This window comes from Chitinophaga silvatica (assembly GCF_003419895.1).
Classification (GTDB): domain Bacteria; phylum Bacteroidota; class Bacteroidia; order Chitinophagales; family Chitinophagaceae; genus Chitinophaga; species Chitinophaga silvatica.
In genome coordinates, this window is record NZ_QPMM01000003.1 from 198789 (window position 1) to 220475 (window position 21687).

13 protein-coding genes are annotated in these 21687 nt (G+C 38.8%); 1 reads left to right on the plus strand and 12 read right to left on the minus strand.

The genetic code is table 11. The features are described from left to right. The first annotated feature begins 519 nt into the window (after positions 1–519). Positions 520–1002, plus strand: coding sequence for an RNA polymerase sigma factor (locus DVR12_RS08715; RefSeq protein ID WP_116975282.1), 483 nt, complete (start codon positions 520–522; stop codon positions 1000–1002). 1 nt (position 1003) lies between these two features. On the opposite strand, the gene DVR12_RS08720 is transcribed toward DVR12_RS08715, so the two are convergent. The 12 genes from DVR12_RS08720 to DVR12_RS08775 all read right to left on the minus strand — a co-directional run bounded on the left by DVR12_RS08720 (position 1004) and on the right by DVR12_RS08775 (position 21650). Continuing rightward, positions 1004–2221: a sterol desaturase family protein gene (locus tag DVR12_RS08720; protein WP_116975283.1), complete on the minus strand. Its 1218-nt coding sequence runs from the start codon at positions 2219–2221 to the stop codon at positions 1004–1006. Positions 2222–2412: 191 nt separating this feature from the next. Next, a complete protein-coding gene (locus DVR12_RS08725; protein ID WP_116975284.1) occupies positions 2413–3819 on the minus strand; it encodes an RtcB family protein in 1407 nt (468 codons plus the stop codon). Positions 3820–3824: 5 nt separating this feature from the next. Next, entirely contained in the window at positions 3825–4505 is a 681-nt protein-coding gene (locus DVR12_RS08730) for a hypothetical protein (protein WP_147323433.1), read from the minus strand. Between the two features lie 236 nt (positions 4506–4741). Beyond that, the gene (locus DVR12_RS08735) at positions 4742–5803 is read right to left on the minus strand and encodes an AAA family ATPase (protein ID WP_116975286.1); all 1062 of its coding nucleotides are present in this window, start codon (positions 5801–5803) and stop codon (positions 4742–4744) included. Between the two features lie 646 nt (positions 5804–6449). Beyond that, complete coding sequence (locus DVR12_RS08740; protein ID WP_116975287.1) at positions 6450–8693, minus strand: DUF3857 domain-containing protein; 2244 nt, start codon at positions 8691–8693, stop codon at positions 6450–6452. Positions 8694–8706: 13 nt separating this feature from the next. Continuing rightward, positions 8707–10593 carry a transglutaminase-like domain-containing protein gene (locus tag DVR12_RS08745; protein WP_116975288.1) on the minus strand — a complete coding sequence of 629 codons (1887 nt, stop codon included), beginning with the start codon at positions 10591–10593 and terminating at the stop codon, positions 8707–8709. A gap of 134 nt (positions 10594–10727) precedes the next feature. Then, positions 10728–11294 carry a DinB family protein gene (locus DVR12_RS08750; RefSeq protein WP_158563239.1) on the minus strand — a complete coding sequence of 189 codons (567 nt, stop codon included), beginning with the start codon at positions 11292–11294 and terminating at the stop codon, positions 10728–10730. A 903-nt stretch (positions 11295–12197) separates the two neighbouring features. Then, the gene (locus tag DVR12_RS08755) at positions 12198–13277 is read right to left on the minus strand and encodes a PA0069 family radical SAM protein (protein WP_116975290.1); all 1080 of its coding nucleotides are present in this window, start codon (positions 13275–13277) and stop codon (positions 12198–12200) included. A 40-nt stretch (positions 13278–13317) separates the two neighbouring features. Then, positions 13318–15102 carry a MutS-related protein gene (locus DVR12_RS08760; protein ID WP_116975291.1) on the minus strand — a complete coding sequence of 595 codons (1785 nt, stop codon included), beginning with the start codon at positions 15100–15102 and terminating at the stop codon, positions 13318–13320. An 87-nt stretch (positions 15103–15189) separates the two neighbouring features. After that, the gene (locus DVR12_RS08765; protein ID WP_116975292.1) at positions 15190–16623 is read right to left on the minus strand and encodes a glycoside hydrolase family 125 protein; all 1434 of its coding nucleotides are present in this window, start codon (positions 16621–16623) and stop codon (positions 15190–15192) included. A 270-nt stretch (positions 16624–16893) separates the two neighbouring features. Beyond that, on the minus strand, positions 16894–20289 hold the full coding sequence (locus DVR12_RS08770; protein WP_116975293.1) for a methylmalonyl-CoA mutase family protein: 3396 nt from the start codon (positions 20287–20289) through the stop codon (positions 16894–16896). A 641-nt stretch (positions 20290–20930) separates the two neighbouring features. Further along, on the minus strand, positions 20931–21650 hold the full coding sequence (locus DVR12_RS08775; RefSeq protein WP_116975294.1) for an NUDIX hydrolase: 720 nt from the start codon (positions 21648–21650) through the stop codon (positions 20931–20933). Positions 21651–21687 lie beyond the last annotated feature (37 nt).

A 21687-nucleotide genomic window follows, 5' to 3' on the forward strand; every position in this document is an offset into this window, starting at 1 on the left:
TATTTATCGGAATACGAAGCACTGCGCACTTCGCCTTATAGGTGGTTAATACAATTGTTTACATTTCTATTTATAAGAAAATACAGGTTATTGTTTTAAAAAAAACAAGCACTCCCTATCAATGCCTTTCGATTTCTTATATAAAATTCATAAGCTTTTTACTTCTAAAACAACATATTGTTGATTTTCAAGTAAAAAGGTTTCATTCATAAGATATATACGCAAATATAATAGAAAAGAGCATTATCAGTAATTCCAATGTTATAATTCAGGGTTTCTACCTAAACAAATACCTATACAAACAACAAATGCTCATTAGTTAGGTTTACAAAGTTGTTCCTACTATAAATTAAAATATTGATGAGCACGCTTAAAAGAGTAAGATTTTTCTTTGGCAACTTTAAACAAATCAACAAACTACTGATCAAATAATCAGATTTTCCACTGTAGATGATTTAATTGATAATTATCTTTTATATACTATTTTGTTTAACTTAGTAACAGCAAAACTTAAACAATATGTCATCTGTTGAATTCAATACCTTGCTAATAGGGAATGCAGATTTCCTCAAACCTTTTGCTCTCAACCTCACCAACGACACAGAACAGGCAAAAGATCTTTACCAGGAAACCATGTTTAAGGCTTTAAATAATCAGGAAAAATATCAGGAAGGAACTAATATCCGGGCATGGCTGTTCACAATTATGAGAAATACCTTTATCAATACCTATAGGAAGAAAGCAAAATATGGATTTACAGCAACAGATCTCCTCAATAGTCATAATACCAGTACATCATATACCGTTACATCAGAACTATTTGTAAAGGATATCCGTTTGGCAGTATACCAGTTGCCCCAGGCTTTCAGAACCCCACTCTTGTTACATTACGAAGGATATAAGTACAACGAAATTGCAGGCTTGCTTGACGAGCCAATCGGAACAATTAAAAGCAGAATCTTCTTTGCCAGAAAATTATTAAAATCTCAGCTTCCTAAGTAAATCAGGGCTCTAATTCTCCGTATACCAACTTCAGGTATTGTTGTTTCAATCCAGCCTGGAAATAAACGGCTGTTAATAATAGTATTAGTTCACAACTAAAAAGTAGTGGACTTGGCCATGTATATAATAAAATCAATCCCAAAACGCCATAACGTGCAAATTCTAAATAAAACACCCACTGTTTTTGCTCCATTATTGCCCCACAGTTAATTAATGTGAGCAATATTAGTAAGGCAATACCCACTTGAATAGCTGCTGGTACATAATTTTCAAATAAAAGGAAAGTAAATAACAGCATCAGTGTAACCGCTATTTGCCAGAGTACATAATTATAAAGCTTAGACATCTCCGTTTTTTCGTGATTTTGAATCAGGAAACGCGACTCCAACTCCTCCCTGGCCCCAGGATCAACATAATCAGGCTTTCCAAAAACCACTTTGAATTTATTCTTCCAGCCATCTGTACGCCTTACGGTATAGATCATCTCCAAAATGAAATGGAAATGCTGCCAAAGGAAACTATTACTCTGCAAGGGTTTCGTCAATCCATAAACCGGCTCCTCCTCCTCTTTCTGAAAAGTGCCAAACAGCTTATCCCAAATGATAAACATATCCCCGTAATTCTTATCCAGGTATTTTGGATTACTGGCATGATGCACCCTGTGGTGAGAAGGTGTTACCAATATATACTCCAATATCCCCAACTTTCCAATCGTACGGGTATGAATAAAAAACGGGTATAAACCATGTACCAATAACATAGTAGTAATCATGCCCGGAGGAAAGCCTATTATCGGTAATATTGCCCAGAAACCCGTACGGATAAACGCCTGAAAAACAGTGATCCTTGCAGATACCGTATAGTTAAACTCTTCACTCTGATGATGCACCACATGCGCACACCAAAACAAACTCACTTCATGCCCCAACCTATGATACCAATACCAGATAAAATCCGTACAAATCAATAACGCAACCCACAATAACACCCCCGGCCTAATATCAAAGATTCCAAATCTGGTATGCAGATAGGCATATACATAGTAAAACATCCCCACTGTAAAGACATCCAGCAACCGCTCAAAAATTCCAATACTCAGATTCGTCACCGAATCATTGAACTTAAAATACCTCTTCCCCTGTTTCTGTGAAATCAAATACTCCAATCCAATAAATACAAGAAAAAAAGGAACCGCCAGAGCCAAATAATTTAAATGCACTGATAATTAATTTTGAGTTCGGAAAAGCAAGACATAGGCCAGTACGTGATTCATAATCACATATTAGTCAGTACTGCATTAAAGGTGGTGGTGGTAAATCTTCACAATAATAGAAAATAAAAATCATTTATCCTACAAAAACAGTAGACTAATAAGTTAAAAAAATGCGAATGGTTACCCATCCGCATTTTTTAATCTTCTGCCGGACCACCATCAGCCATCCGTACATATTTTGGTTTGAATTCACCTAAAACCTCTACCAATTCGGTCTGCGCTTTCATAACCGTATTAATATCCTTATAAGCACCAGGCGCTTCATCTAAACCTCCACCAATCAACGTTACTCCATGATCTGCCAGGATCTGTTTCATTTCCTCCGGTTTAATTTTTGCCTTCGCTGCAGATCTCGATAATACCCTACCGGCACCATGCGAAGCTGATTGCAAACCTGCAGTAACCCCTGTTCCTCTTACCACAAAACCAGGTGCCGTCATAGAACCAGGGATTATCCCCAACACGCCTTTACCTGCCGGAGTAGCACCTTTTCTATGCACAATCAGTTCCTGCCCATTATGTACCTCTTTCCAGGCAAAATTATGATGGTTTTCCACCCGCCGTAATAGCGTTGCCCCCATAGTTTTAATCAATTTCTCATGAATCACATGATGACAGGCAGCCGCATAATCTCCAGCCAAAGTCATAGCAGTCCAATACTCCTGGCCTTCCTGGGTATTAAGGTCTAACCATGCTAAATGCTGAAACCCTTCTGGAAGATGACATAACTCTTTTGCCAGTTTAGTATAGTGACCAGCAATCTGTGCCCCCAATCCTCTTGAACCGGAATGCGACAATAGTGCTACATATTCACCTGGGGCCAAACCCCATTCCGGTTCCTGGTCGGTGACTGTAATGATCCCCCACTCAACAAAGTGGTTTCCGGACCCGGATGTTCCTAACTGGCCTACCGCTTTATCATACAGCTGTTTTAATAAATTCAGCTCTTTAAACTCTTTCCGTTCTATAATTGCGTGATCAGCTTTTTTGCTCAGGGTAGCTCCTGCTCCAAACACAGTATCCTTCTGTAATGCTTTCAAATAGCTCTCCTTATTTTCCAGAGAAGAAACCGGCAGGTCAAGTACACTTAAACACATTCTACATCCAATATCCACACCCACACCATAAGGGATTACCGCATTATCAGTAGCTAAAACGCCACCTATAGGCAATCCATATCCTGGATGGGCATCTGCCATCAATGCTCCGGCAACGGTAACAGGCAAACGCACAGCATTATTCATCTGCCGGATGGCATTAACATCAATATTACTTTCTCCAAAAATAGAAAAAGGAACTGGCGATTGTAATTCGATTACATCTGATTTTTTTGGGGCTAACAACGCTTTTGCAGGAGCTGATAAGTATGAATCTTCTGTAAAAGCTGCAGGATCAATCAACAACTGCTTTAAAAGCATAGATACATCTTCCAAACTTCTATTATGGAAGTTGGTATTTACAATGTTCAGCAACATTTTAAAAACAGGCCCCTTAGGATATCCTAGATCCAGGAGGGTTTTACCATTGATTTGAGTGATTGACATATGGGTTAAATTTTAGAATACCATTCGTCGTTTAATAACTGAATTAAACTTCGGTTGTATTTTTCTATTTTCTTATTTGATTCAAATTTATATCTGTACCTGTATCGCTTCACATACAATTCATTTTTTGTAATGTAATTCTCAAGCTGATCGATCTTCGAACATAATTCCGCCGCTACATCTCTTTTAAACCCAACATAGTTAGGTTTCACAATCAATCTAAAGTAAATCTGTGGATCTTTAAAACCAAGAAAACTGTTGCCATTATTATCAAATCTTTCTTCGAAATACGCAATTTCAGATTCTGTGAGTTTAATCTTTAGAATTTTATAAACCGGCTGCAGTTTCTGGGGTTTTACAACATAAATCCTCTTTCTGAATTTTTTTCTCTTTACCTTAAAATCTCTACGGTCGGAATATTGACACGTATTAATTTTCGCCAACAATGCTGTAAAGAATTCGACCTTTCGTCCACTTGCTATTTCATCTTTCAATACAAAAAAGCGTTTATACCCTTTCTGCACTGGTGGGCGCAAGGGGATAGTCGGTCTGGCTGCATATTGGGTATATAGACTTTTACGTAGTCTATTTAACCGCAATGCTGTTTTTTCTTTCTGCTCACATATCATTCTTCTACGGCGTCTGGGAGTTTTATCGTGGAAAAATTCTGATAAATAATTGTTCATTCAACTAATAAGATGTGTGAAAATTGTTGTTCTTTTAAAGGGTGATGGACAATTGACCTATTTTCATTTTTGTGGATTTTTAAGGGTTAATAAATAGAGATTAACAAACTGAATGAATTTAGTTTTAACAAACAACAGATAATCTGAGGTAACAAACAATGAATAAAAGCGGTTAACAACAATGTTAATTTTTGGGGTTACAAACAATCATAGGTATAAGGGATAATAGAACATACTTACAACACCACTTCACCTGATGTTCTCCTGAAACCAATAACCTGTTTTTGCACTTCATAAGAAGGCTCGTGCTGATTGGATATTTCAGCTATTGTCATTGGCTTACTAATTATATTACTATACCCAAGCTGATTAGAAATCTTCTGAGCTTTAACTACCGGTAGTTTCTTAAATTCATATTTAGCTATTAATCTACCTTTCCTTAGCAATGCACTATCTATTGATGAAACATCGCTGTTGAAGGAGCAGATCAACTGAATATTCAGGCAATCTGCCAACAATCCATCTGATAGATTTAATAGATTTGATACAGATGAATTTCCATACTTTCTGTCCATTATTACTTTTTCTGCATCTTCAATTATTACTACACTATTAGGATTATCGATTAACAACTCCATGAATTCAGGATTCATTATTTCTTCGGCCAGATCAGGCGATACAAACAATATTCGTTTTTTAATCTTGCCAATTAAATAACGGAGATAAGTTGTTTTGCCGGTACCTGGTAGCCCGTGTAACAGTACTATACCTTTGTCTTTGTCTTTATTCAAACGTTTTCGTATAGTCTTATCAACTTCCACAAAATCGTCGTCATATGATAGCTCAATATCTAATTTAGTAGGTTTGATTTCCAGACTTTTCAACTGAAGCCCTTTTCTTCCGCTGGTAATTAGATTTATTTCCAGTGGTTCCCTACGGCTTTTTGCTTTATGTTTGGCAATCAGATCTGTTACTGATTTTACGAAGTCGGCTGTTTTACCATCGTGCAAAATTTCACACCATGTGATCCAAAAAACAACAACGCTATTGTTATTCATCACATATGCAGTTTGCGCGTGTTTATACTTTTTCTTCTTGTTATCATAATCAGTATACTGATTAGTAGCTACAATGTCTTTTCCATATGTTTTCAGGAAAGTGTCTGCAGCCTTTTCTCCATCTACTTCATAGATGGCATTGGTATCAGGTAAATTATTGAAGTAAAAAGTATAAATACCTCTGGAAGAAATGTAATCTCCCTCAGTAATATCTAAAGTCTTATTTATTTTCTGCTCCATATATTCTTTTCAAATGGCCTGTTGATAAGGATTTACGAGGGCCTTATAGCCCTTCGTAAACCATATCTGTACAGGGGTCAAAAATGCAGGACTAACATATGTCCTGAGTGTTAGGGTTAAATTCAAACAGAGACGAAACAAATATTTTTTAGGAGTTAAAAGCGGAGCAGGATTACTCCGCTTGCCAGTTTTTCTGTGTACCTCCTCAAAATTTCTTTTATGATTTTACCAATAAAAAAACCCGATCTGTTTTCACGGACCGGGCTACTAACGTTAATGCATATACTACATTAAGGTATACCTTGTCCGTTTAGTATCTATTAAATAGAGACTATTCATAAACCATTTACTGAGGCCTATTTGCGGCGAAATAATTACTGGTAACTTCATTGCTGTATGGCAAAACAAAAAGCCCGATTCTACGAACCGGGCTTTTTATTTCTTCTACAATATATTTTACTACTTGTAGCTTAAAACGCCCGGAACCCTCATGTCGCCTTGCTCTGTGCAAGGAACTGAGAAGCTAATATTTAGTGCGAAGCGTTTCATGATACTTTAGTTGTTTATTTTTAAATTTTAACGATGCAAAGATAATATCTAATATTTCCGGATGCAAATTTTTAACAATATTTTTTCAAATTATTTTCTATGCTTTCTTTAGCAATAGTTTTTGATTCCCGAAATCCACTGCAGCATCAAGTACTTGTAACAGGCTCTCCCACTTGGCTACAGGCTCAAAATTATGTTTGTAAACCTTACGAACTTTAAGCTGTAGTTTACCATCCGCAACTGTTGAGGTCACTGTAAAACTAGCACATTCATTATCTACGGATTTATTCAACTTATCTACTCCCTCTAATGTATATCCCTTAGGAATGGTCAGTTCTATCTGGTATTCAAAAGTTCTGGCAAACGGTTGATATACATCTACCTTTCTGTTTCTTTGTTCAGGCTTTATCTGTAATTGTTCTCCAATTAGCTTTCCTGCATTAAGAATGTAGTTATTACCAGCCTTTTTAACCAAACCATCCAGTGTAAAAGTGGTATGGTAAACTAAATCCGGATCTGTATGCCTGAGCCCCATTTTCTCTATTTTATACTCTATCAAATCCTTGGGCTTAATATCAAACTGTTCCTGAATTTCATCCATGAAATCGTCTTTCTGTTCTGTACGGGCTTTCTCAAATGCACTTGTGTATTCTTCTGCCAGAGAGCGATTCCGTTTGCTATCTGCAAACTCTTCCATAAATGATTTTTCTATTCCCAATGCCAGTCTTTCTGCTTCATAATAATCTTCGAATCTTAACAACCTCTTTTGCTCATCGGAACGCAGGTATCCTTTGATACTTGTTTTACGCTTCATCTTCAGCAATTGCATATTATCATCAAATGCAATAGCTATCTGTTCGGTTTTAGCATTCTGTTCAGGTTTACTAACCCCAATTTCTATATCTTTAAATGCCCCCACTTCATTATACTGACGCTTACTTTTCTTTAATTCTATTGCTGGTGCTTTCTGGCCTTCGTACTCTGAACTTAGGTCTGAGCAATTGGAAAATACTCCATCTGCCGTGATATAAACAGGTTTAGCTGTTTTAGTTCGCAACATAATTTCATAATCCGAACCTGTTAGGAAGTCGTTTTGTCCAGGCCCGTATCTCGATACTACAAACACATATTCTACAGGAATATTGAGGTTTTGCATTACCTGATATAAATACCCCAGGAAGCGTCGGTTATTGGGAGTAGAATAGTTTCTTGATTTACCCACTACTATTTTGTCGGATGCATTAACACTATAAAAAGCTAGATACCTGAATGCATAGTAAGCGTAAAAGCTTAAACTGTCTTCCGGAATCTCGTCATGCATATTCGTCTCATACTTATCAAGTAGGTTCTTTACCTGAAATTTCAGTTCAGCTAATGAAGGTAGTGTTGCAAAATATTTATCTGTGAGTTGTGCTTCTTTTAATAGTACATTTTTGGCTTCCATCGCATTAGGATTCTTGCGAATTTCCCCAGCTACCTGCCCTTCTTCGGTTCTGGTACCGAAAGCAATACTCATCCTGATCATAGGAATCTGACGGTATGGCGACATCCACAACCCTACCGGTAAATTAGGAATATTGCGGATCAGCAGGTCAAACACCGCACCATCATCATCCTTCTTCACGATAAAATCTGGCGCACCATTCGATGTTCTATATCTTACAAAGTATTTATCACTAATTTCGGCATGTACAGAGTATTGTAAGATTGGCTTGTCATCTCCCAAAACAAACATCTGATCATCTACCGGACTGTTAACATCTTTCTGCTCCTCTACTCTCACAAAATAGTCGATCAAATCCCCTACCTGCAGATCCGGGATGGCCAGCTTACTTTTTTCCCGGCCATTCTCCTGTTCATTTACCACCTCTTCATCTACATTCACTTCCCTGATGCTTCCATTGGGTTTAATAATTCGTACCCCCATTATTGTGGTAGCTAAGCCTCTGTGAAAATAGGAATTCAGGTTTTTGAACTTACGGAAACTGAATTGTGAATATTCTTCCAGGGCAGCTTTATCATTGATCTTCACCATCTCTCTGAAAGTATTGCTGTAAAAAAGATCTTTCCCCCTTTCGACTCTGATACTATTTCCTAAATTCTTCATTTTTCTGGAGCTGGAAGCTTTAACATCCACATGGCGGGCAACTACAATGGCAGACGATGTGGTATCTATTTTTGCTTTAACTCCATATAAAAAGGCGGGTATATCCCATTCCCAAACTTCATTTCGTACTTGGGTGGCTCTTTCTTTATATGCCCGGATATCTCTTGCTTTTTGTGCATATAGAGGCAATTGCAATAAGAGCAATATTGCAAGGTGAAGGGATCTTATTTTCATAATATAGGTATAACTACTTTTTAGTTAAGGTAATTTGTTGCAGATAGGCATTATCCAGGGCTTTAATATCATTATTCCATTGGGCAAACTGCGTTTTCGGCAATCTTGTATTTCTGATAGTTAATTCTTTGAAATAGCTAATTTTTCCGTTATTGATTTTGTAGGTTATTTCGAAGGTATACCCTTCTCTGTCGATTTTCAGGTTATCTGGTAATGCATTCACTTTATAGCCTGTCGGAACATCCAATGAAGTTTCACTGATAACGTGGTGCTTATACATAAACAGCATGTCGTGCTTTCGCTTTGAGGTATCAATAGAATAACCCGACAGCTCTTTTCTGAAATCCATTTCTGTATACAGGTCATCACCAAAATCAGTAACTGATTCCTGGTGTTGCAGATTATACTGAATATCCAATAATTTACCCCAATTGCTGATATCAGAAGTTTTTAAATCAGAGATTTTGTACTTGGCATTACTCTCGGTGAGATATGCTAGCAGTGCATCCTGTAATTTTTCTTTTTTAGTTCCATGCACCTGTGTTAGCAGAAACTCCTTACTTTCTCCATCCCACTGCTGATGTACGGTTCCTTTTAATGCAGCGCCTTCAATTCGCAGATTTCTTTTCTCTGTATAAGAGTTCTGATTCCAGTTACGGGTTGGAACTTTATCAAGAATAAAATTCTCGCCATCCTCAATCATAACCTGGCGACCCTGAATTCTTTGAGCATACTGGTCAAAACCAATATATGTTTCGGTAGCATCCAGGAAATATCGTTTGCCCTTATAATTTAGAGCGCAGATCATGTGATTATCAACAGCCAGGCTGGGAATAGAATAATCATAGGCTATATGATCTGTACCTATCCAGCAAAGGCGGGCATCGAAGCCCAGGGTCTTTAAGAGGAGCCGGGTAAGATTAGCCATCCCTTTACAATCGCCATATTTATGCTGTAATACTAATTGGGCTTTTTCCGGCTTAAAGCCTGCTATTCCATCTTCAAATGCGATATATCTGATATTATCCTGCACCCAATGATAGATAGTATTGATTTTAGCGGTATCGGAATTCAATCCCTTGGTGATTTCTAATGCTTTAGCTTTAATAATGGATTCATCATCATTTATTTCTTTCACCAATGATCTGTACCAGGCATATAGATCTGAGGTTTTATTGAAATAATTTATCCTGCCACTTTTAAGATCAGCGTATTTGCTGAGGATCAGGAGATGAGGATAAATATAGGAGGGTCCGGGTGCATTTTTTTCGTATACCTTTCCCGGAATTTCTTCAGCGGTGTAGGTATAAATGTCTTCGTCTCTTTTGCTGTTATATTCCTGTGTTTTTTTGATGTTATAGTTTCCGAAATTCATTTCCCTGATCTCCACCTTCATCCAGCGCGGCACTACAATTTGAATTTCGTGGTTATCGATATCATAATTATCCGGGAAGTAAATAGACGAGAAATATCGGGGATCCGTTATTGTCTTATCTAGTTCCACTGTACTTTCGGCACCTTTCTTCTCGAGAGGTAGTTCCAGTGTACATACTTTAGCATCAGAATAAAAGATTCCATCAACAGAGTAATCCTGATAACTTGGTTTAATGCCTTTATTTCTGGAACCATTCAGGTACACCCTAACTTCATCAATTGTGCTTTTATCGTCATAAAATTCGATAAAGGGAATAGTAGTTCTGAATTGATTGCAGGTATAGGTCGTTACAGAATTCTGGCGGATTCTGACCGGGTTATCTTTATCTCCTGTTTCAAATTGGAAACGTTCTTTCTGAGAAGTAATAGTGATATTCTTATCGTTATTGTTTTGTGCGAAGGTATTTGTGATAATACACAACAATACAGCGCATAATAGGCACAGGTGGCGGGGAAATGCAGACATAATTGGCTACTGATATATAGTAAATATAATAATTTATATATAAGTAACAAAAAAGCCGGATGCAAAGTACACCCGGCTGTATAAACCAATAACAGGATTAACAAAACATGAATGTGTATGGTCGACCTGTTTTTTTAGATCATAATAGCGCTTTCTTCATATTCTTTTTCCAGCCTTTGCATTTGGCGGATATGCCTTTCTATGTGCTTGGTCAGGAAATAGATATACTGGTAGATGTCTAATTTGCCAAGGTGATTCACAGACATATTGGTGTATACCAATACTCCTTCTCCATTTTTCAGAAGTGACAAATTATACATGCATTGAGCGTATTGCTGTTTTAGCAGTGCTTTTATTTCAGACATATCTTTCATTCCGGTAGGTTCCATGTGTTCTGGTCTAACCCAGCCGAAAGATTTACTACCAATAACATCAATCTGGTTGAATTTATCCTGGTAGTCACCTGAAATAATAACGGTATGTCCGTTACGTTTGCGATCCAGCGCTCTGCGGGTCGCCTTGTTAACGATCAGCAGCAGGAAATAGTTGGTCATGGTGATGTGTTCCAATACTTCTCTGATACTCCACTGATCCTGATCCGGTTTAAAGTCCAGTACTTCTGGTTCTTTAGCAAACCACTGATCCAACTCACCGAAATTCGTGAGTAAAGCCTCTCTTACTACTTGGATAACGTTTCTCATCATCTAACGTTTTTGGGATTATGCACTTTACGATTGCGAATTCAATGGGTAGCGCATAAAATCATTAATAAAAATTGTTTGCCATTATTATGCCGGATTTTATTAAATAAAAAAACCCGGTCTGTTATACGGACCGGGTCATAATGATTTATAATAAAAACATTATAGCATAAGAGGTCCGTATGGCTTCATTAAGGTAAAGCCATCCTGTTTGCACCAATAGGTGCAATAATCAAATATTACAGTTATCCTTTGAAACTCTTTCAATGTCGTCTTATCTCGTTACTGTTTCAAAAACAAAAAGTCCCACACCTTTTCTAGTGCGGGACTCTTGTTTATATCGTTTGATAACTATCGTTGTTAACAATCGGTGCAACATGCCCGCAACTCCCACTTGACTTGCTGTTTGCAAGCCATCGCCGAAATCTTGTATGTTGAAATAAGTTGCACGGTTATTTTTTATTCTTGAAGCAAAGGTAATTTTTATTTCTTTTATTACACAAAAAAATACCCTACTTTTTTCATCGACTTAACAATAATTTCAAATTACGCGGGTCTTTCTCGCAAAGCAGCAAAGAAGCATAAGCAGCAAAGATTTTTTAGAATATGTTTTGCTGATTTTTGAATCTAATATTAATGTATCTCACATTTAATTAATCTCACAGTGGAGACAAAGGTTCTCGATTTTAAAAAAGTTTAAAAACACAAAACATATTCTAAAAAATCTTTGCTGCTTATGCGTCTTTGCGAGAAAAATCAAATTTAAAAACACAAAACATATTCTAGAAATCTTTGCTGCTTATGCTTCTTTGCGTCTTTGCGAGAAAAATCAAATTTAAAAACACAAAACATATTCTAGAAAATCTTTGCTCCTTAGCCTCCTTTATACCTTTGCGAGAAACATTAAAACAGACTCAATTGTGAATTTGGTCTGCGGAATGCAGATGTATTGAATTCAAATTTTTCCTGATTTAATCCGTTTCTCTTAACGTGCAATTTGAATTGCTGTTTGATAATATCTGCAATATTTCCACCACCAGTCATTCTTCTGCCGAATACACTATCACTTACCTGTCCTCCATGTAGTTCCTCAATCAGATGCCAGACCTTTTCTGCCCTGTCGGGGAAGTTTTTAAACAACCAATCATTAAAGATTGTTTTTACTGCATCATTTAATCTCACCACTGTATATCCTGCGAATTTTGCCCCATTGGCAGCAGCAGCCTCCAGTAACCTGGGAATCTCATGGTCATTAAGCCCCGGAACAATTGGTGCTGTCATCACCCCAACGGGGATTCCTAATGAACTCAATTCTTTCACTACTTTAAGACGCTGGGCAGCAGTAGTTGTACGAGGTTCCATCTTTAGCCTGAGATCTTCCTGTAGAGAGGTAATAGATACGTATACACTAACCAGATTCTCCTGAGCTAATTGTTGTAACAAATACCTATCCCTTAATATCAGTGAATTCTTGGTGATAATACCTACCGGTTGCTTATATTCAATAGCTACTTCCAATAATTGCCTGGTAAGCCACATTTTCCTTTCGGCCGGCTGATAACAATCAGTATTGCCAGATAAGGCTATAGGTTTAGGAACCCAGTTTTTATTATTAAGGAATTTTCTCAGCAGCTCCGGCGCGTTATGCTTGACAATTATCTTCCGCTCAAAGTCCAACCCAGCACTCAACCCCCAGTATTGGTGCGAGTTGCGCGCATAACAATAAATACAGCCATGCTCACAGCCCTGATAAGGATTCATGGAATACCACATCCCAACATCCGGGCTATCTACCTTATTTACCAGATTGCGCGCATTTTCTTCAAAAAACTGCGTGGGAACATCCGACTGCCACCACTCATCAATCCCTTCTATATGTTCCTGAGCATACTCATCTGCCAGGTACTTATTCTTAGGATTAATTTGCGCTCCTCTTCCCTTGTGATAAAGTTGCTCGGGGTTTTCCTGGAATGGCAAAGTCATACAACTAAATATTTTAGCAATAATACTAAAATATTTAGAATTATTCTATTATTCCCATTTGTTTCATCAGGAACGTAGCATTCTTATTGGTTGCGATCCCTTTGCGTATTCTATAATCGAAAAACAGATTATTCTCCTGGATCGTGCTTTCAAAACAGTAATTCCTGATCCTGTTTGGATTCTCCTCCTCCAATAACCCCAATTCCAAATCGTGGGTGGCTATCATACCAAGACAGGAATATTGCAGGAAATGCTCTATCAGACTGCGGGAACCAGACAGTTTATCCTCCGAATTAGTACCCTTTAGGATTTCATCCAACAGAATAAATACCTGGGCTCCTGATTTGAGTCGCTGTATTATATGTTGCAATCGCAATAGTTCTGCCTGGAAATAGGAAGTATGACTGGCTATAGAATCCTTAATCCGCATACTGGTCATTATCTGCATTGGGCTAAATGTGAATTTATCAGCACATACCGGCGCTCCGCACATTGCCATTAACAAGTTGGCCCCTACACTGCGCAAAAAGGTACTCTTACCCGACATATTGGAACCGGTAATGATCAGGAACTTATCATTTGAACCTACACTACCATCGTTTTTCACACATTGATTTGCCGGAATTAATGGATGTCCTAATTTTTCGGCCTCTACTAGCGGTTTATCTTCCACAACTTCCGGCCAGGAGTAATCAGAATGGTTATAGGCATAAGTAGCCAAACTATTCCAGACTTCCAGCCTGGAAATAACCCCAAACCATTTCATAATATGATCTTTATGCTTAGCCTTCCACTTTTCCAGGCTCATAATACAATGCAGATCATATAGCATCAATGCATTAAGTCCAAAACCTATCAGTAGATTTAAACGTTGATCAAACGCATTGCTGATACGCGCTAGTTTCTTCAATGCTGTATCTGCCTCAAAAGCTTGCTGTTGCTGGGCTACCAATAGCTTCGATGCATGAAAATCTCCATCTCTCACCAAACGCAATAAGATGGAAAACTTATCCATAATCCTTTCTTTATGGGAAATCAGGATATATTGCTTCATTACTTCTTTAAAGTAATTTCTCAATATCAGTCCGTTGACCGATATCACTGCCAGAAGAGGCATGATACTTCCTTCAACGGCATAGTATATAATAGCTGCTACCGAGAGTATTGGCGCGGCCCACATAGCTGCTTTTACAAACTTATTATGCAGAAACTGAAATGGCATTTCCAGCCAGGCTTTGATCTGGCCGATATCCCCAGGTGCTTCATTGGAGAGTGCTGCCTCTGCCAAAAACTCCTGGCGGAAGTCCAATGCTGGCGTCAATACCTTCAATGCTTCCTGCACTGACCTGATCTCGTTAGCATCCTGCAATGGGGCTCTAAGCTGATCTGCCAATCGCCTCCAGCCCGAATAGCTTCCGGTGCGGTTGACATGCTGGAACAGGGAAGAAGGCCCAAATACATCGAGGTCACCCGAAAAATCGTGCTTCTCATCAATAAACTCCCTTCCATCATCAAATAACGATTCCCAGGTTTGAGCCTGATGTAGTTCCCATTCATTTATTTTCAATAGAGTAGCTGCTAAAGAGATCTGAGACTGGGCTTTCTGATGCTTTAGTAAAACAAATATAAAGCTAGCTATACCTGCTACTGATATCAGCAGGTATATGGGTTCCATTTCATTCTTAAAAAACAGTACTACCCCAACTACTATTAACAGAAAACAGAGTAGTCGCACCCAGCTCAGTAATGCTGCTCTATCTTTCTTAGTTGCTAAAACTTGTTTATAATGCCCAATCCGTTGTTCATATGTCTTGGCGGTATTCATATAGGCTTTAGATTTTATTTACACAAAATAAAAGGGATTTTGTGAAGATGCTCACAAAATCCCTTTATCTCTTTAATCTATGATGATTTACATAGCGTATTGGCGTTGTAATAAATCAGGATGTTCCTGACTTACTTTCAGAATCAGCTCTCCAAACAACGTGTTTACCCATGCAAACCATGGACGGGTATACTTGGTTGGATCATCTTTTTGATAGGATTCGTGAATAAAGCCGGTATTACCATCTGTATTTCTTAAAGTTTTCAGGCAAACAGCTATTTCCTCCTTATCATGACTGGTCAGTGCCCTCATGATTATACTCATAGGCCAGATATAATTTTCACCGGTATGCGGGCTACCTACTCCATCTCCATATTTACCTCTGTAGAACCAAGGCTGGAAATTACTCCAAACGAAGTGGCGGCTGGCCTGGTACAATGGATCATCTACACCGGTATAACCCAGGTAAGGGATAGAAAGTAAGCTAGGTACGTTGGTATCATCCAGGAATAAACGGTTTCCGAAACCATCTACTTCAAAGCCATACATCATACCCAATTTCGGATGCTCAACAATTGCATATGCTTTAATTGCCCTGTCTACCTCGTCGGCCAGGAGCGTACATTCATGTGCAAATGCAGCATCCTTATAAACGGTTTCACTGATCTCCGCCAACTGGCGCAGAGAAACTACCGCAAACATATTTGACGGAATCAGGAATGGGAAAACTGTAGCATCATCCGATGGTCTGAAAATAGAAACGATCAGTCCAACCGGCAGCATTGGTGCTCCCCATCCGCCGTTAGGCGCAGTATCTGATTGTATAGGGGTTTTACGCTGGAATTTGTAAGGCCCTTTACCATCTTTACGCTGCTGCTCTTTGAAAGTCTTAACAATCAGCTGAGCGGCACGTTTGTAATTTTCATCAAATGGAGTTGCATCTCCACTTATTTTCCAATAGTTGTAAGCCAGACGTACAGGGTAGCATAAGGAATCGATCTCCCACTTACGCTCATGCAGTTCAGGCTTCATATCTGTAAGATCTTCATCCCATTCACTACCGGTAGGGCCTTCATTAAAAGCATTGGCATAAGGATCAATCAGGATACAGTTAGTCTGACGATTAATCACCCCTACAACCATATCTTTCAGCTTATTATCATCTTTTACCAGCGGAAGATAAGGCCATACCTGAGCAGAGGAATCACGCAACCACATTGCGTTAATATCTCCTGTGATTACGAAAGTATCAGGCTTTCCCTTAATTGTTTTATAATTAACAGTGGTATCCAGCGTATTGGGAAAGCAGTTTTCAAACAGCCAACCTAGTTTGGTATCAGCAATCTGAGATTTTACTTTAACAATAGTCTTTTCCACCGCTTCACTCGTAAATTTCCTTTTTGCGAGTGGTGGGCGTTGGGAGGTATAACCATTCCAGCCAAATACTGTTTTAGGCAATCCTAGCCCTACAGCTCCCGCTACAAGGGCGCTGTTCTTTAAAAAATCACGTCTTGCAACCATAACGTTTTGAGAATTTAATGCCCTAAAATAGAAAAGTTTATGGTAATTGCTGAATCGATTTACTTATTTGTTGCTCGCGGGCGAGCTTTTGTTTCTCGCAAAGTGATAAAGTAAGCAAAGAGGCATAAGAATCGAAGCGAATTTTTAAGAACTGCTGATAAGTTTCTATTTAATACAGAACCCTATCTGAAACCCTTAAAAATTCGCTTCGATCCTTACGCCTCTTAATATTAATCTCTGCTTCTCAGCGAGAAATGCGAGCCTGCGAGCCTACATATTACGTCTGTATTGTCCGCCTACTTCATATAATGCATTCGTAATCTGACCTAATGAACAGTATCTTACCGTATCCATTAATTCAGCAAACAGATTACCATTATTAATAGCTACCTGTTGTAATTTCTTCAGTGCAGCAGCACTTTGAGCAGAATGTCGCTCCTGGAATGCATGTAATGTTGATATCTGGAATTCCTTTTCTTCAGTAGTAGATCTAATTACTTCAGCCGGAATAATAGTTGGCGAACCATTCTTGTTCAGGAAAGTATTCACACCAATAATCGGATATTCACCAGTATGCTTCAACGATTCATAGTACAGGCTTTCTTCCTGGATTTTGTTACGCTGATACATTCTTTCCATTGCGCCTAATACGCCTCCACGTTCTGTAATTCTGTTAAATTCAGCTAATACAGCTTCTTCTACCAGATCAGTTAATTCTTCAATGAAGAATGAACCCTGTATTGGATTTTCGTTCTTAGCTGTTCCTAACTCCCTGTTGATGATCAGCTGAATTGCCATGGCTCTTCTTACGCTTTCTTCTGTAGGGGTGGTAATCGCTTCATCGTATGCATTTGTATGCAACGAGTTACAGTTATCATAAATCGCATACAACGCCTGTAAAGTGGTGCGGATATCATTAAAGTCGATCTCCTGAGCATGCAGGCTTCGACCGGAAGTTTGAATATGATATTTCAGTTTCTGTGACCTGTCGTTCCCTTTGTATTTATACTTAATCGCCTTAGCCCAGATACGGCGGGCAACACGGCCAATCACAGAATACTCTGGGTCCATTCCATTGCTAAAGAAGAACGAAAGGTTTGGTGCAAAATCATCGATATGCATTCCACGGCTCAGATAATATTCGACATACGTAAAGCCGTTTGATAATGTAAAGGCCAGCTGGGTAATAGGATTAGCTCCTGCTTCTGCAATATGGTATCCTGAAATACTTACTGAATAGAAGTTTCTGACTTTTTGATTGATGAAATATTCCTGCACATCTCCCATCAGTTTTAATGCAAACTCTGTGGAGAAAATACAGGTGTTCTGAGCCTGATCTTCTTTTAGAATATCCGCCTGCACGGTACCTCTGACAGTACTTAAGGCGTGTGCGCGGATTTTGTCGTAAACAGGTTTATCCAGTACTTCTTCTCCTGAAATACCCAGTAATGAAAGACCTAAACCATCATTTCCTTTTGGCAGGTCGCCATTGTAATGAGGTAATGGATAATCTTTGAATTTTTGTCTGATACGCTCATTTACGATTTCGGTCAACCCATTATCCTTAATATATTTCTCACACTGCTGATCAATGGCGGCATTCATAAAGAACGCCAGCAATATAGGAGCAGGACCATTGATGGTCATAGATACAGAGGTTTTCGGATCACACAGGTCGAAACCGCTGTAGAGTTTTTTCGCATCATCTACAGTAGCGATACTTACACCGGCATTTCCAATTTTACCATAAATATCCGGGCGCACTGCAGGATCTTCACCGTAAAGCGTAACGCTATCAAAAGCCGTAGATAAACGTTTTGCCGGTTGTTCGAGCGAAACGTAGTGAAAACGTTTGTTAGTTCTTTCTGGTCCACCTTCGCCGGCAAACATACGGGTAGGGTCTTCTCCTTCCCTCTTCAGCGGGAATACACCAGCTGCATAAGGGAATTCACCCGGGAGATTTTCAGTAAGCTGCCAGCGCAGAATATCACCCCACTCCTGATACTTAGGTAAACTAACTTTCGGAATTCTTGAGTGGCTCAGACTTTCTGTATATAATGGCAGTTTAATTACTTTATCACGTACCTGGAATTCGTAGAAATCTGCTTTATATTTTTCTACCAATGCAGGCCATCCGTTTATGAGTTGCATGCATTCCGGATGCAGGGATTTTTGGAGATGTTCCTTAATATCGGCCAGTGCTGCTGCTTGTGCCGGAACCAATGCCTCTACTCCATTGATCTGGTATAACTGCGTAGCAATTTTGCATTGTTCATCTACCCATTTTGCATAATCACCAATTGCTTCAGATATCTCTGCCAGATAACGTACACGGGCCGGAGGAATGATCTGAGATTTTGTAGATGTTGCCTTTATTGATTCATGTGGAAGATCTCCGAACTTAACACCGGTTCTTTCTTCAACCTTAATAATAACCTGTTCGAATAATTGGTTAATTCCCGGATCATTGAACTGTGAAGCAATTGAGCCAACTACAGGAATTGTATCTTCTTTCGCATCCCACAGATTATGGTTACGTTTATACTGCTTTCTCACATCATGTAAAGCATCCAGAGCGCCAGCCTTATCAAATTTATTGATGGCAATTACATCTGCATAATCAAGCATATTAATCTTCTCCAGCTGCGAAGCGGCGCCATACTCCGGTGTCATCACATACAACGAAACATCACAGTAATCTGTAATGGCGGTATCACTTTGCCCGATACCTGAAGTTTCAAGAATAATAAAATCAAAAGCTGCAAGCTTACAGATATCAATAGCTTCCTGGATATGTTCACTGATTGCCTTATCGCTTTCTCTGGTAGCGAGGGAGCGCATATAGGCACGAGGATGGTGAATAGAATTCATGCGAATACGATCACCTAACAAAGCACCTCCCGTTTTTTTCTTGGAAGGGTCTACAGAAATAACAGCAACTGTTTTATCGGTAAACTGGTTAAGATATCTTCTCACTAATTCATCTGTGACGCTACTTTTACCGGCACCACCTGTACCGGTGATTCCGAGAACCGGATATTTTTTATCGCTTTCGGTTGTTGAAATCTGAATATCGTTATCGGCCTCCACTGTAACAGCAGTCTTGGATTTCTGGCCATCAAACAGTGCTACCGGTATATCATTTTCTGCCAGGCTTATAGCGCGGGCAATGATTTTTGGATTTTTATGTTTCTGTAATCCCGGGATGGAGGCAGGAGAAATTTCAGGGATAGACTGAACGGCAACATCACATTTTTTAATGAGGTCTTCAATCATTCCTTCCAACCCCATTTGGCGGCCATCGTCGGGAGAGTATAATCTGGCAATGCCATATGCATGCAATTCTTCAATTTCAGAAGGCAGAATAGTTCCTCCTCCTCCTCCGAAAATTTTAATATGACCGCAGCCCTTTTCCTGCAGGAGATCATACATATATTTGAAGAACTCGACATGCCCACCCTGATAGGAAGTAACGGCAATTCCCTGTGCATCTTCCTCAATGGCACAGTCTACTATTTCGGCAGCTGAACGATTATGGCCCAAATGGATTACTTCCGCTCCTTTTGCCTGCATAATCCGACGCATAATATTAATTGCAGCGTCGTGACCATCGAACAGCGCTGCTGCTGTTACAATGCGAACTTTATGTTGTGGTGTATACGACATATAAATACCCTTTTTTTTCACACTGGCATACAGGATTGTATGTCAGGTCCGTGACATTGCAATTTACGTAAAAAGCCGCGGAAATACTGACCGGAAGCGGGGTTGATCAGAATTAGAATTACTTAAACATACTGTTAAAGTTGTTGCAAAATTTTTAACTGATCCTAAATACAGTTGATATTTCCCTAAAACAACTTTCCCCTGTACAAATACTGCACAAGGGAAAGCGTAAAGTAAGACACAAGGCAATAATGCTTAGCAGTCTTATATTTCATAACGTGGAACTATAAAATCACATTAGTATTAATGATTTTCTAGTTATTCAAACTTATTAAATGGAATTTTCTACATACAATTAAAAACAAAGCAAATATTCTTACTGTGAATCGTCTTTAAATTTTGGTTTATGGCGGATATACTAAAGTTGATCTAAGGATGTGTATATCTTACACAATCTTACTTAAATTTTTGTTAAAAACAAACTATTTTTTTGTTTTTATGATAAAAATTAATGTTTACATTTTTCTGTTTTCGTCGTTCTTCAAAAACCTTACAGAACGGCCATTTTCATAGAAAGTATATTAACAGAAATCTGTACAAAAAACCATCATCAAGCTAAAAAAACATCAACTAAAATATTACTAGAAAGTAATGCCGAGGTTACGCTTCCTCTGTTGGTCATATTTAATAAAATTGAATTTGTAGAGCCTTGCAGGTCTGTGTCGCACATCCGCTTCTTCTTCATTCAAATCTTCCAGCAAATCCATCGACAAAAACTTCTTCCTGAAATTTCTTCTGTCTAATTCCCGACCAAAAACCGATTCATATAAGCTTTGTAATTCCCTTAATGAGAATTTCAGTGGTAATAAATTAAATCCTACCGGCTGCGCCATCATCTGCTGCTGCAATCGCAATACACATGCATTTAAAATTTGCTGATGATCAAATGCCATATCCCCCAATTCATCAACAGAGAGCCAATATAAATCGGCATTGGTAGTCTTTCCCTTGATTTGCTCCAGATCAACCAACGCATAATAAGCCACTGTGATTACCCTCCCGGCCGGGTGCCGCTCAATTGCGCCAAATGTCTGCACCTGCTCCAGATATACATTATCCAGGCCCGTGCGATTATGTAAAACCCGGTAAGCAGCCGCATCCAGCTCCTCATCAGGGGGCACAATATCTCCCAGCAAAGACCATTTGCCTTTATATTCATTGAGGTCCGATTTGATCAGCAACACCTTGAGCTTATCTTCAGCGAAACCGAAAACTACACAATCAACCGATATCGCCACCTTGAAATAGTCCTTTATCTCAATAAGGTGGGTGTTGATGTTTTTGGTGTACATTGACATCATACAGACGTGGAATTACAGTAAAAAAACAGTTATAACA

What these genes read in the sequence shown, in the direction of transcription:
- DVR12_RS08715 (WP_116975282.1), top strand. Translation starts at nt 520, where the DNA reads ATGTCATCTGTTGAATTCAATACCTTGCTAATAGGGAATGCAGATTTC.
- DVR12_RS08725 (WP_116975284.1), bottom strand. Translation starts at nt 3,819, where the DNA reads ATGTCAATCACTCAAATCAATGGTAAAACCCTCCTGGATCTAGGATAT.
- DVR12_RS08730 (WP_147323433.1), bottom strand. Translation starts at nt 4,505, where the DNA reads ATGAACAATTATTTATCAGAATTTTTCCACGATAAAACTCCCAGACGC.
- DVR12_RS08735 (WP_116975286.1), bottom strand. Translation starts at nt 5,803, where the DNA reads ATGGAGCAGAAAATAAATAAGACTTTAGATATTACTGAGGGAGATTAC.
- DVR12_RS08740 (WP_116975287.1), bottom strand. Translation starts at nt 8,693, where the DNA reads ATGAAAATAAGATCCCTTCACCTTGCAATATTGCTCTTATTGCAATTG.
- DVR12_RS08745 (WP_116975288.1), bottom strand. Translation starts at nt 10,593, where the DNA reads ATGTCTGCATTTCCCCGCCACCTGTGCCTATTATGCGCTGTATTGTTG.
- DVR12_RS08750 (WP_158563239.1), bottom strand. Translation starts at nt 11,294, where the DNA reads ATGAGAAACGTTATCCAAGTAGTAAGAGAGGCTTTACTCACGAATTTC.
- DVR12_RS08755 (WP_116975290.1), bottom strand. Translation starts at nt 13,277, where the DNA reads ATGACTTTGCCATTCCAGGAAAACCCCGAGCAACTTTATCACAAGGGA.
- DVR12_RS08760 (WP_116975291.1), bottom strand. Translation starts at nt 15,102, where the DNA reads ATGAATACCGCCAAGACATATGAACAACGGATTGGGCATTATAAACAA.
- DVR12_RS08765 (WP_116975292.1), bottom strand. Translation starts at nt 16,623, where the DNA reads ATGGTTGCAAGACGTGATTTTTTAAAGAACAGCGCCCTTGTAGCGGGA.
- DVR12_RS08770 (WP_116975293.1), bottom strand. Translation starts at nt 20,289, where the DNA reads ATGTCGTATACACCACAACATAAAGTTCGCATTGTAACAGCAGCAGCG.
- DVR12_RS08775 (WP_116975294.1), bottom strand. Translation starts at nt 21,650, where the DNA reads ATGATGTCAATGTACACCAAAAACATCAACACCCACCTTATTGAGATA.